The organism is Micromonospora sp. CA-249363 (genome assembly GCF_050950185.1).
Lineage (GTDB): Bacteria > Actinomycetota > Actinomycetes > Mycobacteriales > Micromonosporaceae > Micromonospora.
On record NZ_CP192020.1, the window covers coordinates 4,416,521 to 4,434,511 of the forward strand.

Annotated in this window: 16 protein-coding genes; 6 read left to right on the top strand and 10 right to left on the bottom strand. The window is 70.1% G+C overall.

Features of this window, described 5'->3' with window-relative positions; translation table 11 throughout:
• Positions 1–57: 57 nt before the first annotated feature.
• The 4 genes from ACQPZK_RS19985 to ACQPZK_RS20000 all read left to right on the top strand — a co-directional run bounded on the left by ACQPZK_RS19985 (position 58) and on the right by ACQPZK_RS20000 (position 4,109).
• Positions 58–1,008: an SRPBCC family protein gene (locus ACQPZK_RS19985; RefSeq protein ID WP_433534456.1), complete on the top strand. Its 951-nt coding sequence runs from the start codon at positions 58–60 to the stop codon at positions 1,006–1,008.
• Positions 1,005–2,180, top strand: coding sequence for a zinc-dependent alcohol dehydrogenase (locus tag ACQPZK_RS19990; protein WP_433534457.1), 1,176 nt, complete (start codon positions 1,005–1,007; stop codon positions 2,178–2,180). Before ACQPZK_RS19985 ends, ACQPZK_RS19990 begins: the two co-directional genes overlap by 4 nt.
• Positions 2,181–2,375: 195 nt before the next feature.
• Positions 2,376–3,005 (top strand): TMEM175 family protein, encoded by a 630-nt coding sequence (locus tag ACQPZK_RS19995; RefSeq protein WP_433534458.1) that lies wholly within the window; start codon positions 2,376–2,378, stop codon positions 3,003–3,005.
• Between the two features lie 255 nt (positions 3,006–3,260).
• Entirely contained in the window at positions 3,261–4,109 is an 849-nt protein-coding gene (locus ACQPZK_RS20000) for a hypothetical protein (RefSeq protein WP_433534459.1), read from the top strand.
• 59 nt (positions 4,110–4,168) lie between these two features.
• Here ACQPZK_RS20000 and ACQPZK_RS20005 read toward each other — a convergent pair whose 3' ends face one another.
• The 3 genes from ACQPZK_RS20005 to ACQPZK_RS20015 form a co-directional block, all read right to left on the bottom strand.
• The gene (locus tag ACQPZK_RS20005; RefSeq protein ID WP_433534460.1) at positions 4,169–4,843 is read right to left on the bottom strand and encodes a DUF6766 family protein; all 675 of its coding nucleotides are present in this window, start codon (positions 4,841–4,843) and stop codon (positions 4,169–4,171) included.
• A gap of 83 nt (positions 4,844–4,926) precedes the next feature.
• Complete coding sequence (locus tag ACQPZK_RS20010) at positions 4,927–5,307, bottom strand: hypothetical protein (RefSeq protein ID WP_433534461.1); 381 nt, start codon at positions 5,305–5,307, stop codon at positions 4,927–4,929.
• 54 nt (positions 5,308–5,361) lie between these two features.
• Positions 5,362–6,474, bottom strand: a complete 1,113-nt coding sequence (locus tag ACQPZK_RS20015) for a glycosyltransferase family 4 protein (RefSeq protein ID WP_433534462.1) — start codon at positions 6,472–6,474, stop codon at positions 5,362–5,364.
• A gap of 526 nt (positions 6,475–7,000) precedes the next feature.
• Between ACQPZK_RS20015 and ctaD the strand changes: the two genes are divergently transcribed.
• Positions 7,001–9,001, top strand: coding sequence for an aa3-type cytochrome oxidase subunit I (gene ctaD, locus ACQPZK_RS20020; protein WP_433534463.1), 2,001 nt, complete (start codon positions 7,001–7,003; stop codon positions 8,999–9,001).
• Positions 9,002–9,094: 93 nt separating this feature from the next.
• On the opposite strand, the gene ACQPZK_RS20025 is transcribed toward ctaD, so the two are convergent.
• The 6 genes from ACQPZK_RS20025 to ACQPZK_RS20050 form a co-directional block, all read right to left on the bottom strand.
• Complete coding sequence (locus tag ACQPZK_RS20025; RefSeq protein WP_433534464.1) at positions 9,095–10,162, bottom strand: FUSC family protein; 1,068 nt, start codon at positions 10,160–10,162, stop codon at positions 9,095–9,097.
• A gap of 159 nt (positions 10,163–10,321) precedes the next feature.
• Complete coding sequence (locus ACQPZK_RS20030; protein ID WP_433534465.1) at positions 10,322–10,804, bottom strand: S26 family signal peptidase; 483 nt, start codon at positions 10,802–10,804, stop codon at positions 10,322–10,324.
• The gene (locus ACQPZK_RS20035; protein ID WP_433534466.1) at positions 10,801–12,624 is read right to left on the bottom strand and encodes an ABC transporter ATP-binding protein; all 1,824 of its coding nucleotides are present in this window, start codon (positions 12,622–12,624) and stop codon (positions 10,801–10,803) included. The genes ACQPZK_RS20030 and ACQPZK_RS20035 overlap by 4 nt, the downstream gene beginning before the upstream one ends.
• Positions 12,617–13,204, bottom strand: a complete 588-nt coding sequence (locus tag ACQPZK_RS20040; RefSeq protein ID WP_433534467.1) for a TlpA family protein disulfide reductase — start codon at positions 13,202–13,204, stop codon at positions 12,617–12,619. The genes ACQPZK_RS20035 and ACQPZK_RS20040 overlap by 8 nt, the downstream gene beginning before the upstream one ends.
• Positions 13,205–13,280: 76 nt before the next feature.
• Positions 13,281–13,469: a hypothetical protein gene (locus ACQPZK_RS20045; protein ID WP_433534468.1), complete on the bottom strand. Its 189-nt coding sequence runs from the start codon at positions 13,467–13,469 to the stop codon at positions 13,281–13,283.
• Positions 13,470–13,630: 161 nt separating this feature from the next.
• Entirely contained in the window at positions 13,631–14,158 is a 528-nt protein-coding gene (locus ACQPZK_RS20050; protein WP_433534469.1) for a MauE/DoxX family redox-associated membrane protein, read from the bottom strand.
• 179 nt (positions 14,159–14,337) lie between these two features.
• On the opposite strand from ACQPZK_RS20050, the gene ACQPZK_RS20055 reads away from it, so the two are divergent.
• Positions 14,338–15,120 (top strand): AfsR/SARP family transcriptional regulator, encoded by a 783-nt coding sequence (locus ACQPZK_RS20055; protein ID WP_433534470.1) that lies wholly within the window; start codon positions 14,338–14,340, stop codon positions 15,118–15,120.
• Here the strand turns inward: ACQPZK_RS20055 and ACQPZK_RS20060 are convergent.
• Positions 15,103–17,964 (bottom strand): BTAD domain-containing putative transcriptional regulator, encoded by a 2,862-nt coding sequence (locus tag ACQPZK_RS20060; RefSeq protein ID WP_433534471.1) that lies wholly within the window; start codon positions 17,962–17,964, stop codon positions 15,103–15,105. The genes ACQPZK_RS20055 and ACQPZK_RS20060 overlap by 18 nt on opposite strands.
• Positions 17,965–17,991: the final 27 nt, after the last annotated feature.

Sequence of the window (17,991 nt, forward strand, 5' to 3'; positions counted from 1 at the left end):
GAGGTACCCGTGACTCAACTAGCAAGCCGAGAGGCGGCCCGGTCCAGGGACGACGACGTGCGACGGCGAGGACGCCAGCTCGGCTGGATGAGTCTCGGTCTGGGGGTGGCACAACTGGCGGCACCGGACACGGTGCGCCGGATCAGCGGAGTGGACGACTCCTCGACCTCCCGGGCGATGGTGCCCCTTGTCGGGGCGCGGGAGCTGGTCCATGCGGCCGGGCTCCTGACGAGCCGCCGCAAGGGTATCTGGGCATGGACCCGGGTCGTGGGCGACGCGATGGACCTGGCCTCTCTCGGGGTGGCCATCGCCCACCGTAGCGGGCACCGCCGACGTCGCCTCGTCGGTGTCACTGGCGCCATCGTCGGGATCACGGTGGTGGACCTGCTGACCGCCGTACAGGCCACCCGCGCCAAGAGGATCGGTTCGGCGCCGGCGGTACGAGGCTCACGCCAAGGAGGACCCATGGAGCTGACAGCGACGACAACCATCCGCAAACCCGCACCCACGGTCTACGCGTTCTGGCGTGACCTGGACAACCTCCCCACGTTCATGGCACACCTTGAGCAGATCCGCGCCACCGGCGACCGTACGAGCCACTGGTCCGCCAGCGCGCCCTTCGGAAAGAACGTCGAGTGGGACGCGGAGATCACCGACGAGGCTCCCGGCGAGAAGATCGCGTGGCGGTCCACCGGGAACGCCGACGTGCCGAACGCCGGCACCGTCCGGTTCGTGCCCGCCCCGGATGGTTCCAGCACCGAGGTGCACGTCGTCATGTCGTACGACATCCCGGGCGGGGCAGTCGGCAAGGCGGTCGCCAGGTACTTCGGTGAAGATCCGCACCAGCAGCTCGACGACGACCTGCGCCGGCTCAAGCAGGTGCTGGAGACCGGGCAGGTGGTCCGGTCCGAGGGCGCCCCCTGGGGCAAGCGGGCCCGTAAGGAGTTCCCGCAGCGTCCGGCGCAACCGCTGTCGGACTCCGAGCTGGCGAAGGGGGCAGGCGCGTGAGGGCGAACACCTGGGCGGGTCGCAACAAGGTGAAGGTTCGTGACGTGCCGGACCCGAAGATCCTGAACGACCGCGATGCCGTCGTACGGATCACCTCCACCGCGATCTGCGGCTCGGACCTGCACCTCTTGGACGGGTACGTGCCCACGATGCAGGACGGCGACGTCATGGGTCACGAGTTCATGGGCGAGGTGGTCGAGGTCGGCCGGGGCGTCGACCCGGGTCGGCTGCGCGTCGGCGACCGGGTGGTGGTGCCGTTCCCGATCGCCTGCGGCGCGTGCGGGGCCTGCGCCGCCGAGCTGTACTCCTGCTGCGAGAACTCCAACCCCAACGCCGGCATCGCGGAGAAGATGTTCGGTCACCCGGTGGCCGGCATCTTCGGCTACTCCCACCTGACCGGCGGGTTCGCCGGCGGTCAGGCACAGTACGCGAGGGTGCCGTTCGCCGACGTCGGTCCGCTGAAGATCGAGTCCGACCTGACCGACGAGCAGGTGCTGTTCCTCTCCGACATCCTGCCCACCGGCTACATGGGCGCCGAGATGTGCGACATCCAGCCCACCGACGTGGTCGCCGTGTGGGGCGCGGGTCCGGTCGGGCAGTTCGCGATGGACAGCGCCCGGGTGCTCGGTGCCGCGAAGGTCATCGCCATCGACAAGGAGCCGTACCGGCTGCAGATGGCCGAACGAGCGGGCCACACGACGATCAACTTCGAGGACGTGGACGTGCGGTCCCGGCTGCTGGAACTGACCGGCGGGCGGGGGCCGGACAAGTGCATCGACGCGGTCGGCATGGAATCCACCCACGGTGCCGCGCACGTGCACGCGTACGACCGGATCAAGCAGGCGGTCCGCTCGGAGACCGAGCGTCCGCACGCGCTGCGGCAGGCGATCCTGTCCTGCCGTAGCGGCGGCATCGTGTCGGTCATCGGCGTGTACGGCGGCTTCCTCGACAAGTTCCCGGCCGGGGCCTGGATGAACCGGGCACTGACCCTGCGGACCGGTCAGTGCCACGTGCAGCGCTACATGAAACCGCTGCTGCAGCGCATCGAACGGGGGGAGATCGACCCGACCCGGATCATCACCCACACCCTGCCGCTCGACCAGGCAGAACGCGGCTTCGAGATCTTCAAGAACAAGCAGGACAACTGCGAGAAGGTCGTCCTCAAACCCTGACGCCCACCCGCATCCGGCCACCGCGAAACTTCCGGTGGCCGGATGCGTCGTCTTACCCCGAGACGCCCGGCCCACCGGGCGCCGAGCATCCCCGACAAGGTCGTCCAGCCGTTTGCCACCGAGGACCCTGGGTAGGCGCAGTCGGTGAGCGGGCCAGACGCAGACCTAGGCACCCGATCAGACACCAGCCGCGCCGTGGCGTTCAGCGACGCCATCTTCGCCATCATCATCACGTTGCTGGTCCTGGACCTCCGGGTGCCGGACGTACCTCCCGGCCATCTGCTGACCGGCCTGCTCGAGCAGTGGCCCTCGTACGGCGCGTACCTCGCGTCCTACTCGTACGTGGCCGTCGTCTGGCTCAACCACAAGGCGGCGTTCAACCGCATCCAACAGACCGATCGCGGCCTGCACTGGGTGAACCTGTTCGTGCTGTTCAGTACGGCGCTGCTGCCCTTTCCGACCGCCGTCGTGTCGCACGCGCTACAGGAGCACAACAACGCGGACCAGCGGGTGGCCGTCGCCTTCTACGCGTTGATCGGCGCGTTGCTGTGCGCGTCGTGGCTGGCGTTCTACCACTACCTGGCCCGGAACCCGGACCTGCTGAAGGACCAGGCCAAGGGCGGCTTCTTTCCCGTCGAGCGGTTCAGAGCCCTCGCCGGGGTCGTTCTGTACGTCCTCGCAGGACTGGTCGGCTATCTGTTCGCTCCCTTGGTCGGCCTGGCCATCTTCCTTCTCTTGCCCGTCTTCTACGCCATCACCAGCGCTGGCCTGTACCACTTCCGCCCGACCCGAGACATCACCCACCGTCCTCCGCCACCGACGTGAAGCAGGACGAGCCGTCCTGACATCCGCCGGCGGCGGGCACCCGCGGCAATCCGGTTCGAGAGGTTGTCCGAGGTGAACCACAGCGAGTCCATACACCTTCACCGCCGCGTCCGCCGGTTGCATCCCTGAGCCGTTTTGTCCATCGGCGCACGGGTAGACCGCCACCGGGTCCGAGCGGATGGGCCGAGGATCGAAGCGCATACCGATCGTGCGCCCCATCCAGTCCGTGAGTCAGGCGAAGCCCGAGGAGTGCGGATGGCCGAACCGGAGAGCCGGCACACGGACGCACGGGAGTCGCGCGCGCATCCGCGTGAGCAGGCTGATCGGCAGCGCGACGCCGGAGAAGGCGCGGAATTCGCCGGTCAGGGCCGGAATCTCGACGCCGCCGAGGGGCCAAGAGGTGTCGAGCCCGGCGAACGCCCGGTCGCCTCGAAGCGAAGTGGGCAGGGCCTTCCTCAACGGGCCGGCGGGAACAGCAGCAAGACGATGTCAGACCCGGACGTCGTCCTTCAGATCCCGCAGGTCAAGGTCGAACAGGTCTACGTCGAGGTCGACGATCTGGACGCCTCGGTCTCTCTCCGAGCCCGGCTCGGCAGCCTCCTCCAGTTGGACGTGGGGGTGCAGGCCCATCTCGGCACGGTGAAGATCGATATCAAGGGCGTCGAGGCCGAGGCGATGCTCGAGGTTCGGCTCGACGAGCTCCAGGGCATTCTCGACAGCGCCCTGCGCACAATCGAACGCAACCCTCAGATCGTCGAGTCGGTGTTGAAGACGGTGGACACGGCGGTGAACCAGGTCGGGCAGACGGCACAGGAGGCGCTGGGCCCCGATGGGCCGCTGTCGCAGACGCTGCAGCAGGCGACCCAGCAGGTCGGTCAACAACTCGGACAGGCCACCCAGCAGCTCGGACAGACCACCCAGCAACTGGCTCAGAACAGCGGAACCGCTGCTGGCGCCGGCCTGCAGGGTCTCGGCGGCGTGCTGGGCGGTTCTCCGACCCAGGCCGCCTGGCAACGGATGAGGAAATTCGTCAACAGCAGCCAGCCGCTGAGGCAGGTCGGGACATGGCTGGCAGGACCGCAGGGGCAACAGCCGCAGAGCTGATCACGTCCGGCCCGGTGGCATCGCAGCCGGCCAGGTCACCACGCATGCTCACGATCCGCTCAGTCTTCCGTTCCGGTCGAGGTGTGCGCCGCGCCGACCGGCTTGGATTGTGAGGACCCCCGCTGACGCAGGTAGATCGACAGGACGACCATGGTCGAGACAGCCAGCAGTTCGGACTCCCAGTTCTCCAGCGTGCGGTTCCAGAAGTCAGGCTGAAGCAGGTACTGACCCCAGGACACCGGATCTTGGAGGTTGCCGAGCTGCTGCTCGTTGTACGCGGCAACCCCGGAGATGGACTGGGCCAACCACGACAGCACGAAGCCCACTCCGAGGGCCAGTCCCAACGAGTGGGAGAACAAAGCCTGCCGTAGGCCACCGGCCTTCGCCCACGCCGGCGAGCTGGCGGAAGCGCGAGCGCCGACCAACTGGTCCTCGTCCGATTCGCGGCCTGCCTGGTCGAGTCCCCCGGATTCCGGTGATCCCTTCTGCAGCAGCCAGACGGTCAGGAGGATGTAGAGGAAGAACTGCAGGTACTCCGACTGCCAGTTCTCGGTGACGTTGACAGCGAAGCTTGCCGACGTGAGATAGCGGCCGAGTGAGATTGGTTGTAGACCCTCGTTGAGTTGCTGCTGGTTGAAGAAGGCGTGCCCGGCGAACGCCTGGCCCGCCAGGGCGGCGAGGAACAGGAGACCGAACACCAGTCCGAGAGAGTTCTCGTGCAGGAACCGTCTCACCGATGCAGCACCCCCAGCGCGGCGAAGTAGAGCAGGCCCACGACGATCACGAGCAGCAACAGCACGACCTGGGAGCGCATGACTCAACCTCCCCGTAGTACGCAGTCGTAGGGCTTGTCGTCACGGGCGGTGCAACCCGCGGCGACCACGCGCCAGCCACCGGGAAAGACGGAGAGGAAGACGGTGTCGCCGTCGAGTCGTACCTGCGCCTGCTGGCCGTACACCTCGCTGGCCGAGACCTGCCCCGGCCCGGGCAGGTTCTCGCCCAGGATCGCCTCGGCGCACGGCATGTCAACCGAGTGCTCCAGCCCGGCCGCGGTATCCGGCGCCAGGAGAGAGCAGGCGGCAACCCCGTCCTTCGCGACGACGGCACTCAGCATCCGCACGGCGACCTCGGCCGCCGCGTCACCCCGAGCCGTCACCTGGCTGCACCCCACGGTCAGCACCGCGAGGATCGCGCCCACCAAGGCCCACCATCTCGTTGGGCTGGCCGAACCTGTCCGGCCCATGACGCCTGGTCAGTGGGCCCTGCGCCGGACCGGCTCGCTCACACCAGGTCTGCTGGCGGCTTCGGCGAGGAACCGTCGATAGACCTCCTCGTAGCTGTACGCCATCCGGGTGGTCGAGAAGTTCTCCGCCACGTGCGCCACACAGTCCGCCGGGTCGAGCCGCTCCACGGCGCGCAGCGCGTCCGGCAGATCCTCGAAGCGTTCGCAGACCAACCCGGTCACCCCGGAGCGGACCAGCTCCGGCACCGCGCCCCGGGCAAGCGCGACCACCGGCGTACCCGTTGCCATCGCCTCCACCATCACCATGCCGAACGGCTCATCCCACCGGATGGGCATGATCAGGCACCGAGCCTCCACCAGCATCCGCAGGGTGGCCTCCCGGTCGGCGTTGAAGACCACCTCGACGTCCTCGCCGAGCATCGGCTCAATGACCTCGTCGTAGTACTGGCGTTCGGCCGGCTCGTTGCACTTGCCGGCGAGGAGCAGCGGCAACCCGGCCGCCCGGCACGCGCGAATCGCCACGTCCGGGCCCTTGTCGGGACTGAACCGGGCCAGCCACAGCACCGGCCCGCTGCCAGGTTCGGCCTTGTACGGGATGCTCCGGGGGTCCAAGGCGTTGTGCACCGTCGCGGTCCACGGCAGCCCCGGATTCAGCCGACGCTGACCGTGCGAGATGGCGATCAAGCCGACTCCGCGGTCGGTGTCACCGAGCACGTCGCCGTGCTCGCCCACCGGGTTGCCGTGCACGGTGGCCACGGTCGGCACCGCGCGACGACCGGCGATCAGCGGACCGACCACGGTGTGATCGTGAATCAGATCGAAGTCCGTCGCCCTGATCAGGTGATTCACCCGCGCCAGATGTGCCAACTCCGGCAGCGACTCGCCGAGTCGCGCGAACTGCACGTCGGGTGCGGTGGAGACGAAGCTGGGGGCCGCGGTGCCGTGCTGGTCGCCCGTGCCGAACAGGGTCACCGCGTGACCGTGCAGCACGAGGGCGTCCACCAACCCGGCGACGACCTGCTCCACCCCGCCGTAGCCTGGTGGCGGCACCGGCAACCAGGGTGGAACGACCATCGCGATGCGCAGGGGACGATCACGAGTGTGGGCGACTGCCTGGTCCATGAGTGCTCCGATCGGTTACCGGTACCCGCGGTCGGCAGCCGCCTTCCCGGCAGATGGCCTCAATAACTGGTCAGTCAGTGAAATCTCGGCTGACTAATCGATCACTCAGGGCTGCGGTCAGTTGATGAACGGTGCCGCCCACCTCCACGAAGCCGCAAATGGATCTTGCCCGCCCCTCCCCACCTGCCCCGCTACGGCCCGCGAAACCGGCCTGGGCGCCCGGATTGCGTGGGACTCTCTCGTCGCCGCAGGCAACGCGACACCCGGCTACGCAGGACGGTCACTCATCCGTCGACGCTCCGCTGACGCCGTCCGTCGTCGCGCCGCTGCCCAACGTCGTCGTGGGCGGCCTGAGTGGGGGCTCCGGACGACGCGCCACCAGCGTCGATTCTCGACGTCCACCACGCCCGCCCACCGAGCATGGGACGCCTACGCCGGTGCAATAACCGGATAAGACCCCTTCGTCATGGATCGCCGCGTTTACGATCGCTGAGCATCCCTACGGATCCAGGCCTTGGAGTGAGCCATGCCGAAGTCAGCGAGCACGGAGCCCGGCCAGGATCGACATGCGGCAATCCTCGCTCCGGCGACGTCCGGTGGCTATCCCGGGCCGCTGAGACGACCAGTGCCCGGCAACACCCTGCTCAGGCTGCTCGCCACGACCGACGCCAAGCAGATCGGCCTGCTCTACCTGACCTCCTCGTTCTTCTTCTTCATCGCCGCAGGGATCGAGGCGCTGCTCATGCGCGGCGAACTGGCCCGCCCGGGGATGCAGTTCCTCTCGCAGGAGCAGTACAACCAACTGTTCACCTCGCACGGCACGATCATGATGTTCCTGTTCGCCACCCCGCTCGCCTTCGCGTTCGGGAACTACCTCGTGCCCCTGCAGATCGGCGCACCCGACGTCGCGTTCCCCAGGCTGAACGCGTTGGCCTACTGGCTGTACCTGTTCGGCGGCCTGATGGTGCTCGGCTCCTTCCTCAGCCCCGCAGGTGCCGCAGACTTCGGTTGGACCGCCTACCCACCCCTCAGCCAGGTGGAACACACACCGGGGGTGGGCGGCAACCTCTGGGTCATCGGGCTGGTGCTCTCCGGCGTCGGCACCATCCTCGGGTCGGTCAACCTGATCACCACCACCCTGACCCTGCGCGCGCCAGGCATGACGCTGTGGCGAATGCCGCTGTTCACCTGGGCCATGTTCATCACCGCGTTGATGGCCATCGTCGTGTTCCCGCTGCTGTCGGCGACGCTCCTCGCCCTGCTGTCCGACCGCGTGCTCGACAGTCACGTCTACGACGCCGCCAACGGTGGTCCGCTGCTGTACCAGCACCTGTTCTGGTACTTCGGCCATCCCGAGGTCTACATCGTGGCGCTGCCCTTCTTCGGCATCATCAGCGAAGTGCTCCCGGTTTTCTCGCGAAAACCTCTGTTCGGCTACAAGGGCATGGTCCTGGCGCTCTGGGTGATCTTCTTCTATTCCCTGAACGTCTGGGCGCACCACATGTTCGCCACCGGCCAGGTCCTCCTGCCCTTCTTCTCGGCGACCACCTTCATCATCGCCGTGCCCACCGGAGTGAAGTTCTTCAACTGGATCGGCACCATGTGGAAGGGGCAACTGACCTTCGAGACCCCGATGCTGTTCGCCATCGGGTTCCTCGTCACCTTCCTCTTCGGCGGCCTGACCGGCGTGCTGCTGGCCAGCCCGCCGGTCGACTTCCACGTCCACGACAGTTACTTCGTCGTCGGGCACTTCCACTACGTCCTCTTCGGCACCATCGTCTTCGCCGCGTTCTCCGGCGTGTACTTCTGGTTCCCGAAGATGACCGGCCGACTGCTCGACGAACGAATCGGCAAGGTCCACTTCTGGACCATGTTCGTCGGCTTCCACACCACGTTCCTGGTTCACCACTGGCTGGGTAACCGCGGAATGCCCCGCCGCTACGCCGATTACCTACCGCAGGACGGGTTCACCACCCTGCACACCATCTCCACCCTCGGGTCGTTCGTGCTCGGTGGGTCCACGCTCTTCTTCATCTACAACATCTGGAAATCCTGGCGCTTCGGTGCCGCCGTCACCGTCGACGACCCCTGGGGGTACGGGAACTCTCTGGAGTGGGCGACAACCTGCCCGCCGCCGCTGCGCAACTTCGACCGCATGCCCCGGATCCGCTCCGAACGCCCCGCCTTCGACGCCAAGTACGGCACCCGGGTCGCCGACCTCGGCCGTGACCTGCCGCAACGCGCCGCCAAACCCCCACAGAGCATGAGCGAGGAGCTGCACCGCGAGAGACACGTGCCGGGGTCGCCCAGTGTCGAAGGCGCTCACCGCGGCCGAGGCGCGGCCGGCGACCAGCGGATCCCGCAGTCCGGTGCCCGCCCCATCGAGGTACCCGACCCGGAGCAGGCCCGACGACCGAGCTTCGAGCCGACCAGGGAGGCCGACGAGAACCCGCTGGACTCCCAGCGGGGAGAGGAAGCCCCGCCGCAGTGGCGCCACCCCGGCGACGCGGACGACGAGATGAGATGAGATGAGGAGGCCGGGTCGCCACCGCCCGCCTACTCCCCGTCGAGCAGCAGCAGACGGCCGCCCGTGCCGCCGGGGGCGTCACACCTCTGCCATTCAGGCGCTTTCGCCGTACCGTTCGCGTGTCAGCCGGTTGGCCGTCTCCGGATCAAGACCGCTGGCGCGGAGCAGGTCACTCGCCGCGACCCGCGTCTGGGTGACCAGGGTCTGGCTGAACCGGCCGGTGGCAATGTCGCCCGCCTTGCGGGCATTGCGCATTGCCGCCAGGACTGTCGCCCGCGCCCGCTGTGGATCACGGCCCGACACGCGTTCGGCTCGAAGGCGCTCGGTGGCGTCGGCGAGTTGCCTGAGTGTCGTGGTCAGCTCGGACGGCACCGCCTCGTCGTACTGCAACACAGTCGCGGAGGTACGCGCCAGATCCTGTGCGTCACCGATCAAGCGTGGGGCCTGCTCAGCGAAGTGGGCGAACTGTTCCACGTCATCTCGCCTGAGCCACCTCACCGGTGCCAGGCTCACCACCTCCTTCGCCCCGTCGAGTGCCTGCGACAGCCGTGCGAGATCGGGTCCCGAGTCCCGCAGGCGCTGCAGGGACGCGGTCGCCTTCTCGGCGTCACGCTCGTGCAGGGCGGCCGCGATGGTGCGGAGTTCTGAGCTGATCAGCTTGACGATCGGCGTGGCCGCCCGGTTGAGAACACGCATGGGGTTGACCGGAAACAGGAGCGTGACCACCACCAGCCCCACCACCCCGCCGATGACGGCGTCCAGGATTCTGGGCCACTCGAGGTCGGGATCCACCGGCGACAGGGTCGCGATCACGACTGCCGAAGCACCCGCGTGGGCCACGGTCGCGCCGCTGCCACCGGAGAGGATCAGCGCGAACGCGATCGCGATCCCGACCGCCAGACCGATCTGCACCGGTCCCGGGCCCACGCTGTAGAGCAGAGCGTCCCCGACGAGGATTCCGATCACCACGCCGGCCATCGTCTGGACGGTTCGTCGGACCCGCTGGCCGATTGCCGCGACGATCGTTCCGACCGCCGCGGACGGAGCGAAGACCGGCGAAGGGATGCCCAACACGTCGTGCCCGATGAACCAGGACAACGCCGCGGCCAGCGCCGCCTGCACCGTGATCGCCAGGATGACGTTCGCCAGGCGCAGCCGCACCCGCCACCCCCGACGCCCACGCTGGCGAGCCCGCTGTGCCGCCTGCCGCACCTCGGCCGCTACGGCGTCGGCACCGGAGGGCGGATCGCTCGAAGGTTCCTGGACACCGCGCATGGGGGTAACTACCCGAAGCCGCGACAAACAAGTCAGCGATCAGTGTCAGCGTCCGACCGCCCGCGTCGCCACGCCGACTATCAGTTCCACCGGCAGGTAGCCGTACGCCCTCGAATCGTGGCTGACGTGCGGGTTGTCACCCAGCACGACGACCATTCCCGCCGGTACGGTGTCGTGGCCGAGTCCGGCGAGCACCGGTACCCGTTCGACGGGCACCGGGTCGCCCGGCGCGGCGACGACGCGCTTGATGAGCAGGCGGGTGTCCGGCATGACGTACCGGACACGCTCCGGTTCGAATTCCGCGACGAGGTCCGGGTCGGCCCGGTCCGGGCTGCGGAACACGATCACCGCGCCCGCTCGCAGTCGCGTCACCGGCTGACGACGGACCAGCAGCCGGTCCCCGCCGTGGTAGGTGGGAGTCATGCTGCGGCCGTACACCGTGACCACGAGCAACCGGCGGCGTGCCCAGAGGGCACCGACCAGCGTGGGCACGACGACGAGGGCGGCCGCCACGAGCGCCGGGTTCATGCTCCGCTCCGCGCGACCTGGGGCTCGTCCCGGTATCCGGCGGCCTGCAGGCGAAACAACCGGGCGTAGCGTCCGCCGGCGGCCAGCAGGGCGGCATGGTCGCCGTGCTCGACGACCCGGCCGTTCTCGAGTACGGCGATGTGGTCGGCATCGCGGACGGTCGACAGGCGGTGGGAGACCAGCAGGCTGGTGCCGCAGGGGCGAGCGGCATGCAGCTCGTGCTCCGCCTCGGGGTCCAGGCCGGAGCTGGGCTCGTCGAGGATGGTCAGGTCCCGTGCGGTGCGCAGCAGTCCGCGTGCCAGCGCGACGCGTTGCCACTGCCCGCCGGAGAGCACCACTCCCGCGTCGGGGCCGTCATCGTCGCTGTCGCCGAAAAAGGTCCGGGTGAGCATGGTCCGGTACCCGCGTGGCAGTCGGTGCAGGACGCCGTCCACACCGGCGTCGCGGGCCGCCGCGGAGATCCGTTCGAGATCGTCGCGGGCGCTCAGGTCACCCATCGCGATGTTGTCGCCGGCGCTCAGGTCGTAGGCCATGAAGTCCTGGAAGACTGCGGTGACCCGGGCACGCAGCGTCGACGGGTCGACGTCGCGCAGGTCGACGCCGTCCCAGGTGATGCTGCCGCGGGTCGGATCGTAGAGTCGGCACAAGAGCTTCACCAGAGTGCTCTTGCCCGAGCCGTTCAGTCCGACCAGGGCCAGGGTGCCACCGGCCGGAATGGTCAGGTCGACGCCGCGCAGCACCCACGGATGGTCGTCGCTGTACCGGAACCACAGGTCACGCAGCCGGATCGCGTCGGCGAGCGGTGGCAGCGCCCTCGGCGTCGCCGGCACCGACAGGTCCGGCCCGGCGCGCAGGACGGCGACGAACTCGCCGAAGAGCATGCTCTGCGTGTGCAGATTGGCCGTGGTGGACACGACCATCGCCAGGCCGGACTGCACCGCGGCGACCGCGGTGACGAAGATCGACAGGTCTCCGACCGTCAGTTCGCCGCGCCGCGCGGCGAGCGCCGCCCAGACCAGCCCTCCGCCCGCCACGGCGGCCGACAGCACGGCCAGCACCAGGTGTACGCGGACCTCCCGCCGTTCGACCTGCCGGTTCGCCCGATCCACGGTGGCCCGTTCCCGCAGCATGAGGCCACGCAGGAACCGTCCGGTGTCGAACAGGCGGATCTCCTTGGCGGCCTGCACTCCGGTGAGCAGCTGGGAGTAGAAGAACTCGCGCCGGTGGTTGGGTTCCACCCGTACCCGTAGGGCGGCCCGGCGCCGCGACAGCGCCAGCTCCGCGAGCAGCATCGGCACCGCGGCGGTCAGCAGCAGCCCGGTCATCGTCGGGCTGATGGTCAGCAGCGCGCCGATGAAGCCCGTCAGCAGCAGCATGCCGCGGCCGAGCCCGAAGGCGCCGTCGACCAGGTCGCCGACGTTGTCGCTGCCCTGCCGCGCGAGCCGGATCCGGTCGAGGAAGGCCGGATCCTCGAACCGGGACAGGCCGACGAACCGGCCCGTCGCGGCGAACAACGTGTCGACGGCGGCCGCACCGACCCGTCGGTCGATCTCGTTGCGCAGGTAGCCGCCGAGCCGGGGCAGCGCCACGGCCACCACACCGACGCCGGCGAGCATGGCGACGACGGGCAGCACCGGCCCCACCCCGGTGAGCCGGTCGAGCAGTGACTTCATCAGCCAGGCCATCGCCACGGGCACGACCGCCTCGGCGACGGTGACGGCGAGGTACGCGACGGCCGTCCACCGGCCCGCACGCCACACCAGTCGGGTGACGTGGGCCGCTGTGGCACGGGCGGTGGGCGACCCCGCCGGCTCAGCCATGGGCGGCGAGCGGTCGCGACTCGGGCAGCTCCTCCATCCGGATTCCGCTGGCCGCCACGGTTCCGTCCGCGCCGACCAGGCAGAGCGCCGGGAATCCCGACACCTCGAACGCGGTGGCGACCGGGCCGCCCGGCTCCTCGACCACCACCCGGGCCACGGGCGCGAACATCGTGACGTACGCGGCGGGGTCGGCGTCCTCGGCGACGACGGCCAGCACCCGGTCACGGCCACCGGGGAAACGCTCGGCGTACGCGGCGAAGCGGGGGGCCAGCGCCCGGCACGGCGCGCACGACGGGCTGAAGAACCCGACGAGCGTGTCGCCGTCGAGCGACCCGTCGGTGACCTGTCCACCGTCGCGGGTGGCCGCGCTGAACGCCGGAACCGCACGGCCGCGTGCCAGGACGGGCACGTCGGGCATCACCGAGCGGGTCATCTCGGCGAAGCGCCCGGTGTGGTCCCGCAGCCGCCGGACGACACCCAGCATGAGCATGAGGTTGAGCAGGGTCAGCAGGGTCAGGATCACGACCGCCGCGGTGAGGTACAGCATGGGCTTCGTCTCCACGTCGTTGACGGATCGCAAGGGCTGGGATTCGACGTCCGGAGGGTGCGCCGCGCGCGGACGCCCGGCGCACCCGGTCGAGCTGCCGCCAGTGAGGTCAGCAGGTGTAACAGGCGGAGTAGGAGGTCGTGCAGCCCTCGTTCTGGCAGCACGTCCGGGTCGCCTTGCGGCCGTAGGCCTGCCGGGGCGCCGGGCAGTCGGCGCAGTAGGTGCTGGTGCTACAGGCCGCGGCCACCGGGGCGGCCGGCACGATGAGTGCCAGCAACCGGTCGGCGAGTCCTCTCATCACGGTCTCCTTTCGATCGTTCGAACCGTGTCCCGCACGCTGTCACGGCTCGCTACGAGGTCGCTGCGCGTCCGCTACGCGTCCGGTGGGTCCGGCGGCGGACCGCGACGCCGACGACGGTCGCTGACCGACGTGACGGAGTCGAGGCCCGACGGTCCGCGTCATGACCGGTCGAGCCCCAGGAGGTAGCCGACGTCCTGGGAGTGGATCAGCAGCAGGGCGGCGACGAGCGCGCCGGCCGCGGTGACGCACACTCCCGCCAGGGGCGGTTGCGCCCCGGACGACATGGTGGCGAGCACGCCGAGTGCCGCCGTGCCGGCCAACAGCACGTTGCGGACCAGCTGGGCCCGGCCCCACACCTCGGCCGTCCCGCCGAAGCACCGGCAGGCGACGCGGGCGCCGCGCCGCCGGGCGTCGACCATCGCGGCGGTGAAGACCACGACCGCGACGGCGGCGAGCGCGAGACCGGCGCCGGCGGTCGGTGACCAGGCCACCAGGCCCACGATCGTCAACTCGGCGACCAGCGTGGCGGTCGCCGCCACCGGGCGCAGCCAGGCCGGCAGCCACCGCAGCGTCTCGAGCGAGGTCAGAAACGCGCGAAGGGCGGCACGGCTGCGTACCTTACCGACCAGCGCGGCGAGGAAGGTGACGCCGACCAGGACACGGCAGGCGAGAGCGAGATAGGTCATGGGCCCTCCTGAACATAGGTCCGGCTCCGACCGGACATGCCGGCGCGCCGGCCCCACCATCGACCGCCCCGCTGCGTTTCCGCTGCGAATCCGCTACGCGCAGGTCCGTGTACAGACGACGTATCAACGTCGTCGCGCAGACTTGCCGCAGCGGACGTCAGCGGCGGACGGGGGTTGCGGTGACGCAGGGAGCGACAGTCCAGGTCCTGTTGTTGGGACCGATCGAGGTGCGGGTGGGTGGCCGGCAGGTGCCGGTGTCACCCCTGGAGCGGGCGCTGGTAGCCCTGCTGGCGCTGACGCCGGCCCGGACCGTGTCGACGACGGCGATCGTGGACGCGCTGTGGGGCGACAATCCGCCCCAGTCCGCCCGCACCCGTGTCCAGGCCCTCGTCTCGGGCGTACGCCGCAAGCTCGCCGGATCGGCGAACGCCTTGGCCACCCGCGCGCCCGGCTACGCGCTCGCGGCGCAGATCGACAACGTGCTGTTCGGCCGCCTGCTCGACGTGGGCCGTGACTGCGTGGCCAAGCGCGACGCCGAACGGGCGTGCGCCGCGTTCGACGAGGCGATGAACCTCTGGCGCGGCCCCGCCCTCGGCGGCGTCGACGCCCCGTACGCGGGGGTGGCCCGGGCCACGCTGAGCGAGGCGCAACTGCTCGCCGTCGAGGAGCACGCCGAGGCGCAACTCGCCTGTGGCCGGCACCGGGCCCTGACACCGAGCCTGGTCGAGTTCGTCGCGACCCATCCCTTCCGCGAACGGTCCCGGGGTCAGCTGATGGTGGCGCTCTACCGCTCGGGCCAGCAGTCCGAGGCCATCGCCGTCTACCGCGCCGGCCGAGACCTGCTCCACCGCGAGATGGGCGTGGAACCCTGCCCGCAGCTACAGGAGCTGCACCAGCGCATCCTGCGGCACGATCCGTGCGTCGCCTCGGCGTCGCATCACGGCCTACCCGGGCTTCCTTGAGTCGGCAGCGAGGCGGGCCCGCACCTCCCGCAGTTCCCGCCGCACCGCGTCGGCCGCCGGGTCGTCGGAGTCGCGGTACAGCCGCACCGCCGCCGACAGCTCGACGGCGGCCTGGCGATAGCTGCCCTGGTCGGCATGCACGCCGCCCAGCCCACGCAGCGCCCAACGCTCGTAGGTCCGGTTGCGCTGGCCCTTCGCCATCGTCAGGGCCAGTCGGTAGTGACGCAGCGCCGCTTCCGGCGCGCCGATCAACCGGTGCAGCTCGGCGACATTGACGTGGGCGTTGCAGGCGATGTCGTCGTCCCCGGCCTCGACGGCGTCGGTCAGCACGGCGGTGTTGAGCGCCAGCGCCTCGGCGTGCCGCCCGCCCATGCGGTAGGCGTAGGCCAGGTTGAGTCGGGCCACGCGGACCGCGACGATCCCGTCGGGCAGTGCCGTCAGGGCCGCCAACGCGGTCTCGAGGGCGTCGATCGCCTCGGCCGCCTCCCCCAGCTCACTGTGCAGGGCGCCGATGTTCATCGTCACGACTGCCGCGCCGTACCGGTCGCCGATCTCGTCCCGCAACGTCCGGGCCCTCCGGTACGCCGCCAGCGCGGCCCCGCTCTGCCGCAGGTGGCTGTAGGCGATCGCCAGGCTGTTGAGGATCTGCGCCTCACCCTCGGGCGCGCCGTCGACTGCGGCGGCCCGCGCCGCGGCCTCCATGACCTCCACCCACGTGGTACGCGAGGCACGGCGCATCAGCCAACCGGCGAGGTTGGCGGCCAGTTGCCAGACCGCGCGCGGATGACGCGTCGTCCAACGGCCGATCAGCGCGACGAGGTTCGCGCTCTCCCCGTCGAGCCAGTCGAGGGCGGCGTCGGCGTCGGCGAAGCGCACCGGGTCGCGGACGGCCTCCAGCTCGGGCGAGATCCGCTTCGCCGCCGGCCGGAGCAACGCCTCACCGGCGTCCGCCGCGGCCAGATACCAGTTGAGCAGCCGTCGCTCGGCACCGGCGTGCAACTGCGGCGAATCGTCGGCGGACACGTCCCGGGCGAAGAGCAGCAACAGGTCGTGCAGCGCGTACCGGTCCGGCCCCGTGGCCACGACCAGGTGCGTGTCGACGAGCTCGTCGAGCAAGGCCCGGGTCTCCCGGGGCGTCGACCCGACCAGCGCGGCGCAGGCGGCTTGGGACGGGGCTGGCCCGGGAAAGAGACCGAGCAGACGGAACAGCCGGGCCGCCGGCGCCGACAGCGCCCGGTACGACAGGTCGAACGCGGCTCGGACGGCGACGCTGTCCTCTTCGACGCTCAGCGCGCGCAGCCGCTGGTGCTCGTCGGTGAGTGCCGTGGCCATGGCGCCGACCGACATCTGCGGCGAGGCGCGCAGGCGGGCGGCAGCGATGCGTAGCGCGAGCGGGAGCTGGTCGCACAGTTCGGCGAGACGCCCCACGGCCGGCTCCGAGGGCTCGTGGCCGGTCAGCGCGCCGAGCAGTCTCCGACCGTCCCGGTCGGGCAGGGAGGCGATGCTGAGCATCATCGCGCCGTCGTGGACCACCAGGCCGTCGAGCCGCCGCCGGCTCGTCACCACGGTGATCGTGTCAGCGCCCGCGATGAGTGGTCGGACCTGTTCCGAGTCACGTGCGTTGTCCAGGATCACCAGGCACTGCCGATCGGAGAGGAGCGAGCGATAGAGCACGCTGCGTTCGTCCAGCCCGGGCGGGATGTCCGGCGCGGGCACGCCGAGGGCACGCAGGAGACGGTCGAGGGCGAGTTCGGCCGACAGCGGCGGCTGCGGACCGAAGCCGTGCAGGTCGACGAAGAGCTGCCCGTCCGGGGCGTGGTCGCGCCGGGCCGACGACCAGTGCACCGCGAGTCCGGTCTTCCCCACGCCCGCCCCTCCGACGATCACCGCCAGGGCTCCAGCGGTGGACGGGTCGTGGAGCATCCGGTCGAGCGCGCCGAGCTCGTCGTCGCGCCCGACGAATCCCGTCGCCGCCCGCGGAAGCTGGGCAGGCGCCGGAGGTCGCCACGGGACGGCCGGTCGGGGCGTGCCCGACACGGGCGGCTCGGCGACGATGCGCCCCGGTACCGGCTCCAGATCCTCGCCGAGCAGGATGGCCTTCTGCAGTGTCGAGATCGACGAACCGGGGTCCAGACCCTGCTGCTCGGCGAGCGTCCGGCGCAGGCGGTGGTACTGCTGCAGCGCCTCCTCGCGGCGTCCCTCGCGATAGAGCGCCAGCATCAGTTGCTCGCAGAACCGTTCGTTCAACGGATGCTGCGCCACCAACTCGCGTAGCGCGGGCAGCACCTCTGCCTCCGCACCGAGGTGGAGTCGACACTCGATCAGCATCTCGACCGCGCCGAGCCGCTGGTCGTGCAGGCTCGACCGCCACGCCGTGACGAAGGCCCCGCTGGCGTCCGCGAGCGCCTCGCCCCGCCAGAGGTCCAGTCCGGACTGTAGGCGCTCTGCCGCGGCGGCCCAGCGCTGGTCCATCGCGTCGTCCCGGGCGGCGCTGACCTCCCGCTCGAAACGGGACAGGTCGACGTCCTCGCCGTTCAAGGACAGTTGGTAGCCGCCGGCCCGACCGGTCAGGGTGGTCGTACACCCCGCCGTACGCAGATGCCGACGGAGGCTGTACGCGGTCGAGTGGAGTTGCGACCGCGCGCTCGCCGGACCCGACGGCCCCCAGACCGCCGCGCTGAGACCATCCATCGTGACCAGCTGCTCGGCGTGCAGCAGCAGGTACGCCAACACGCCGCGCCGCTGGGACCGGGGCACGCTGACCGGCGGCCCGTCGGTGCGGATCTCGACCGGCCCGAGAATGCCGAATCGCGGTGTCAGCACCGTGCCGCTTCGCCGGGCCATGCGGTCACCCGCAGTCGGCGGCAGGTA

Excerpts from the sequence above, each read along its gene's own strand:
- ACQPZK_RS20015 (WP_433534462.1), bottom strand. The coding sequence starts at position 6,474 with ATGGACCAGGCAGTCGCCCACACTCGTGATCGTCCCCTGCGCATCGCG.
- ACQPZK_RS20000 (WP_433534459.1), top strand. The coding sequence starts at position 3,261 with ATGGCCGAACCGGAGAGCCGGCACACGGACGCACGGGAGTCGCGCGCG.
- ACQPZK_RS20030 (WP_433534465.1), bottom strand. The coding sequence starts at position 10,804 with ATGAACCCGGCGCTCGTGGCGGCCGCCCTCGTCGTCGTGCCCACGCTG.
- ACQPZK_RS20060 (WP_433534471.1), bottom strand. The coding sequence starts at position 17,964 with ATGGCCCGGCGAAGCGGCACGGTGCTGACACCGCGATTCGGCATTCTC.
- ctaD (WP_433534463.1), top strand. The coding sequence starts at position 7,001 with ATGCCGAAGTCAGCGAGCACGGAGCCCGGCCAGGATCGACATGCGGCA.
- ACQPZK_RS20045 (WP_433534468.1), bottom strand. The coding sequence starts at position 13,469 with ATGAGAGGACTCGCCGACCGGTTGCTGGCACTCATCGTGCCGGCCGCC.
- ACQPZK_RS20035 (WP_433534466.1), bottom strand. The coding sequence starts at position 12,624 with ATGGCTGAGCCGGCGGGGTCGCCCACCGCCCGTGCCACAGCGGCCCAC.
- ACQPZK_RS20050 (WP_433534469.1), bottom strand. The coding sequence starts at position 14,158 with ATGACCTATCTCGCTCTCGCCTGCCGTGTCCTGGTCGGCGTCACCTTC.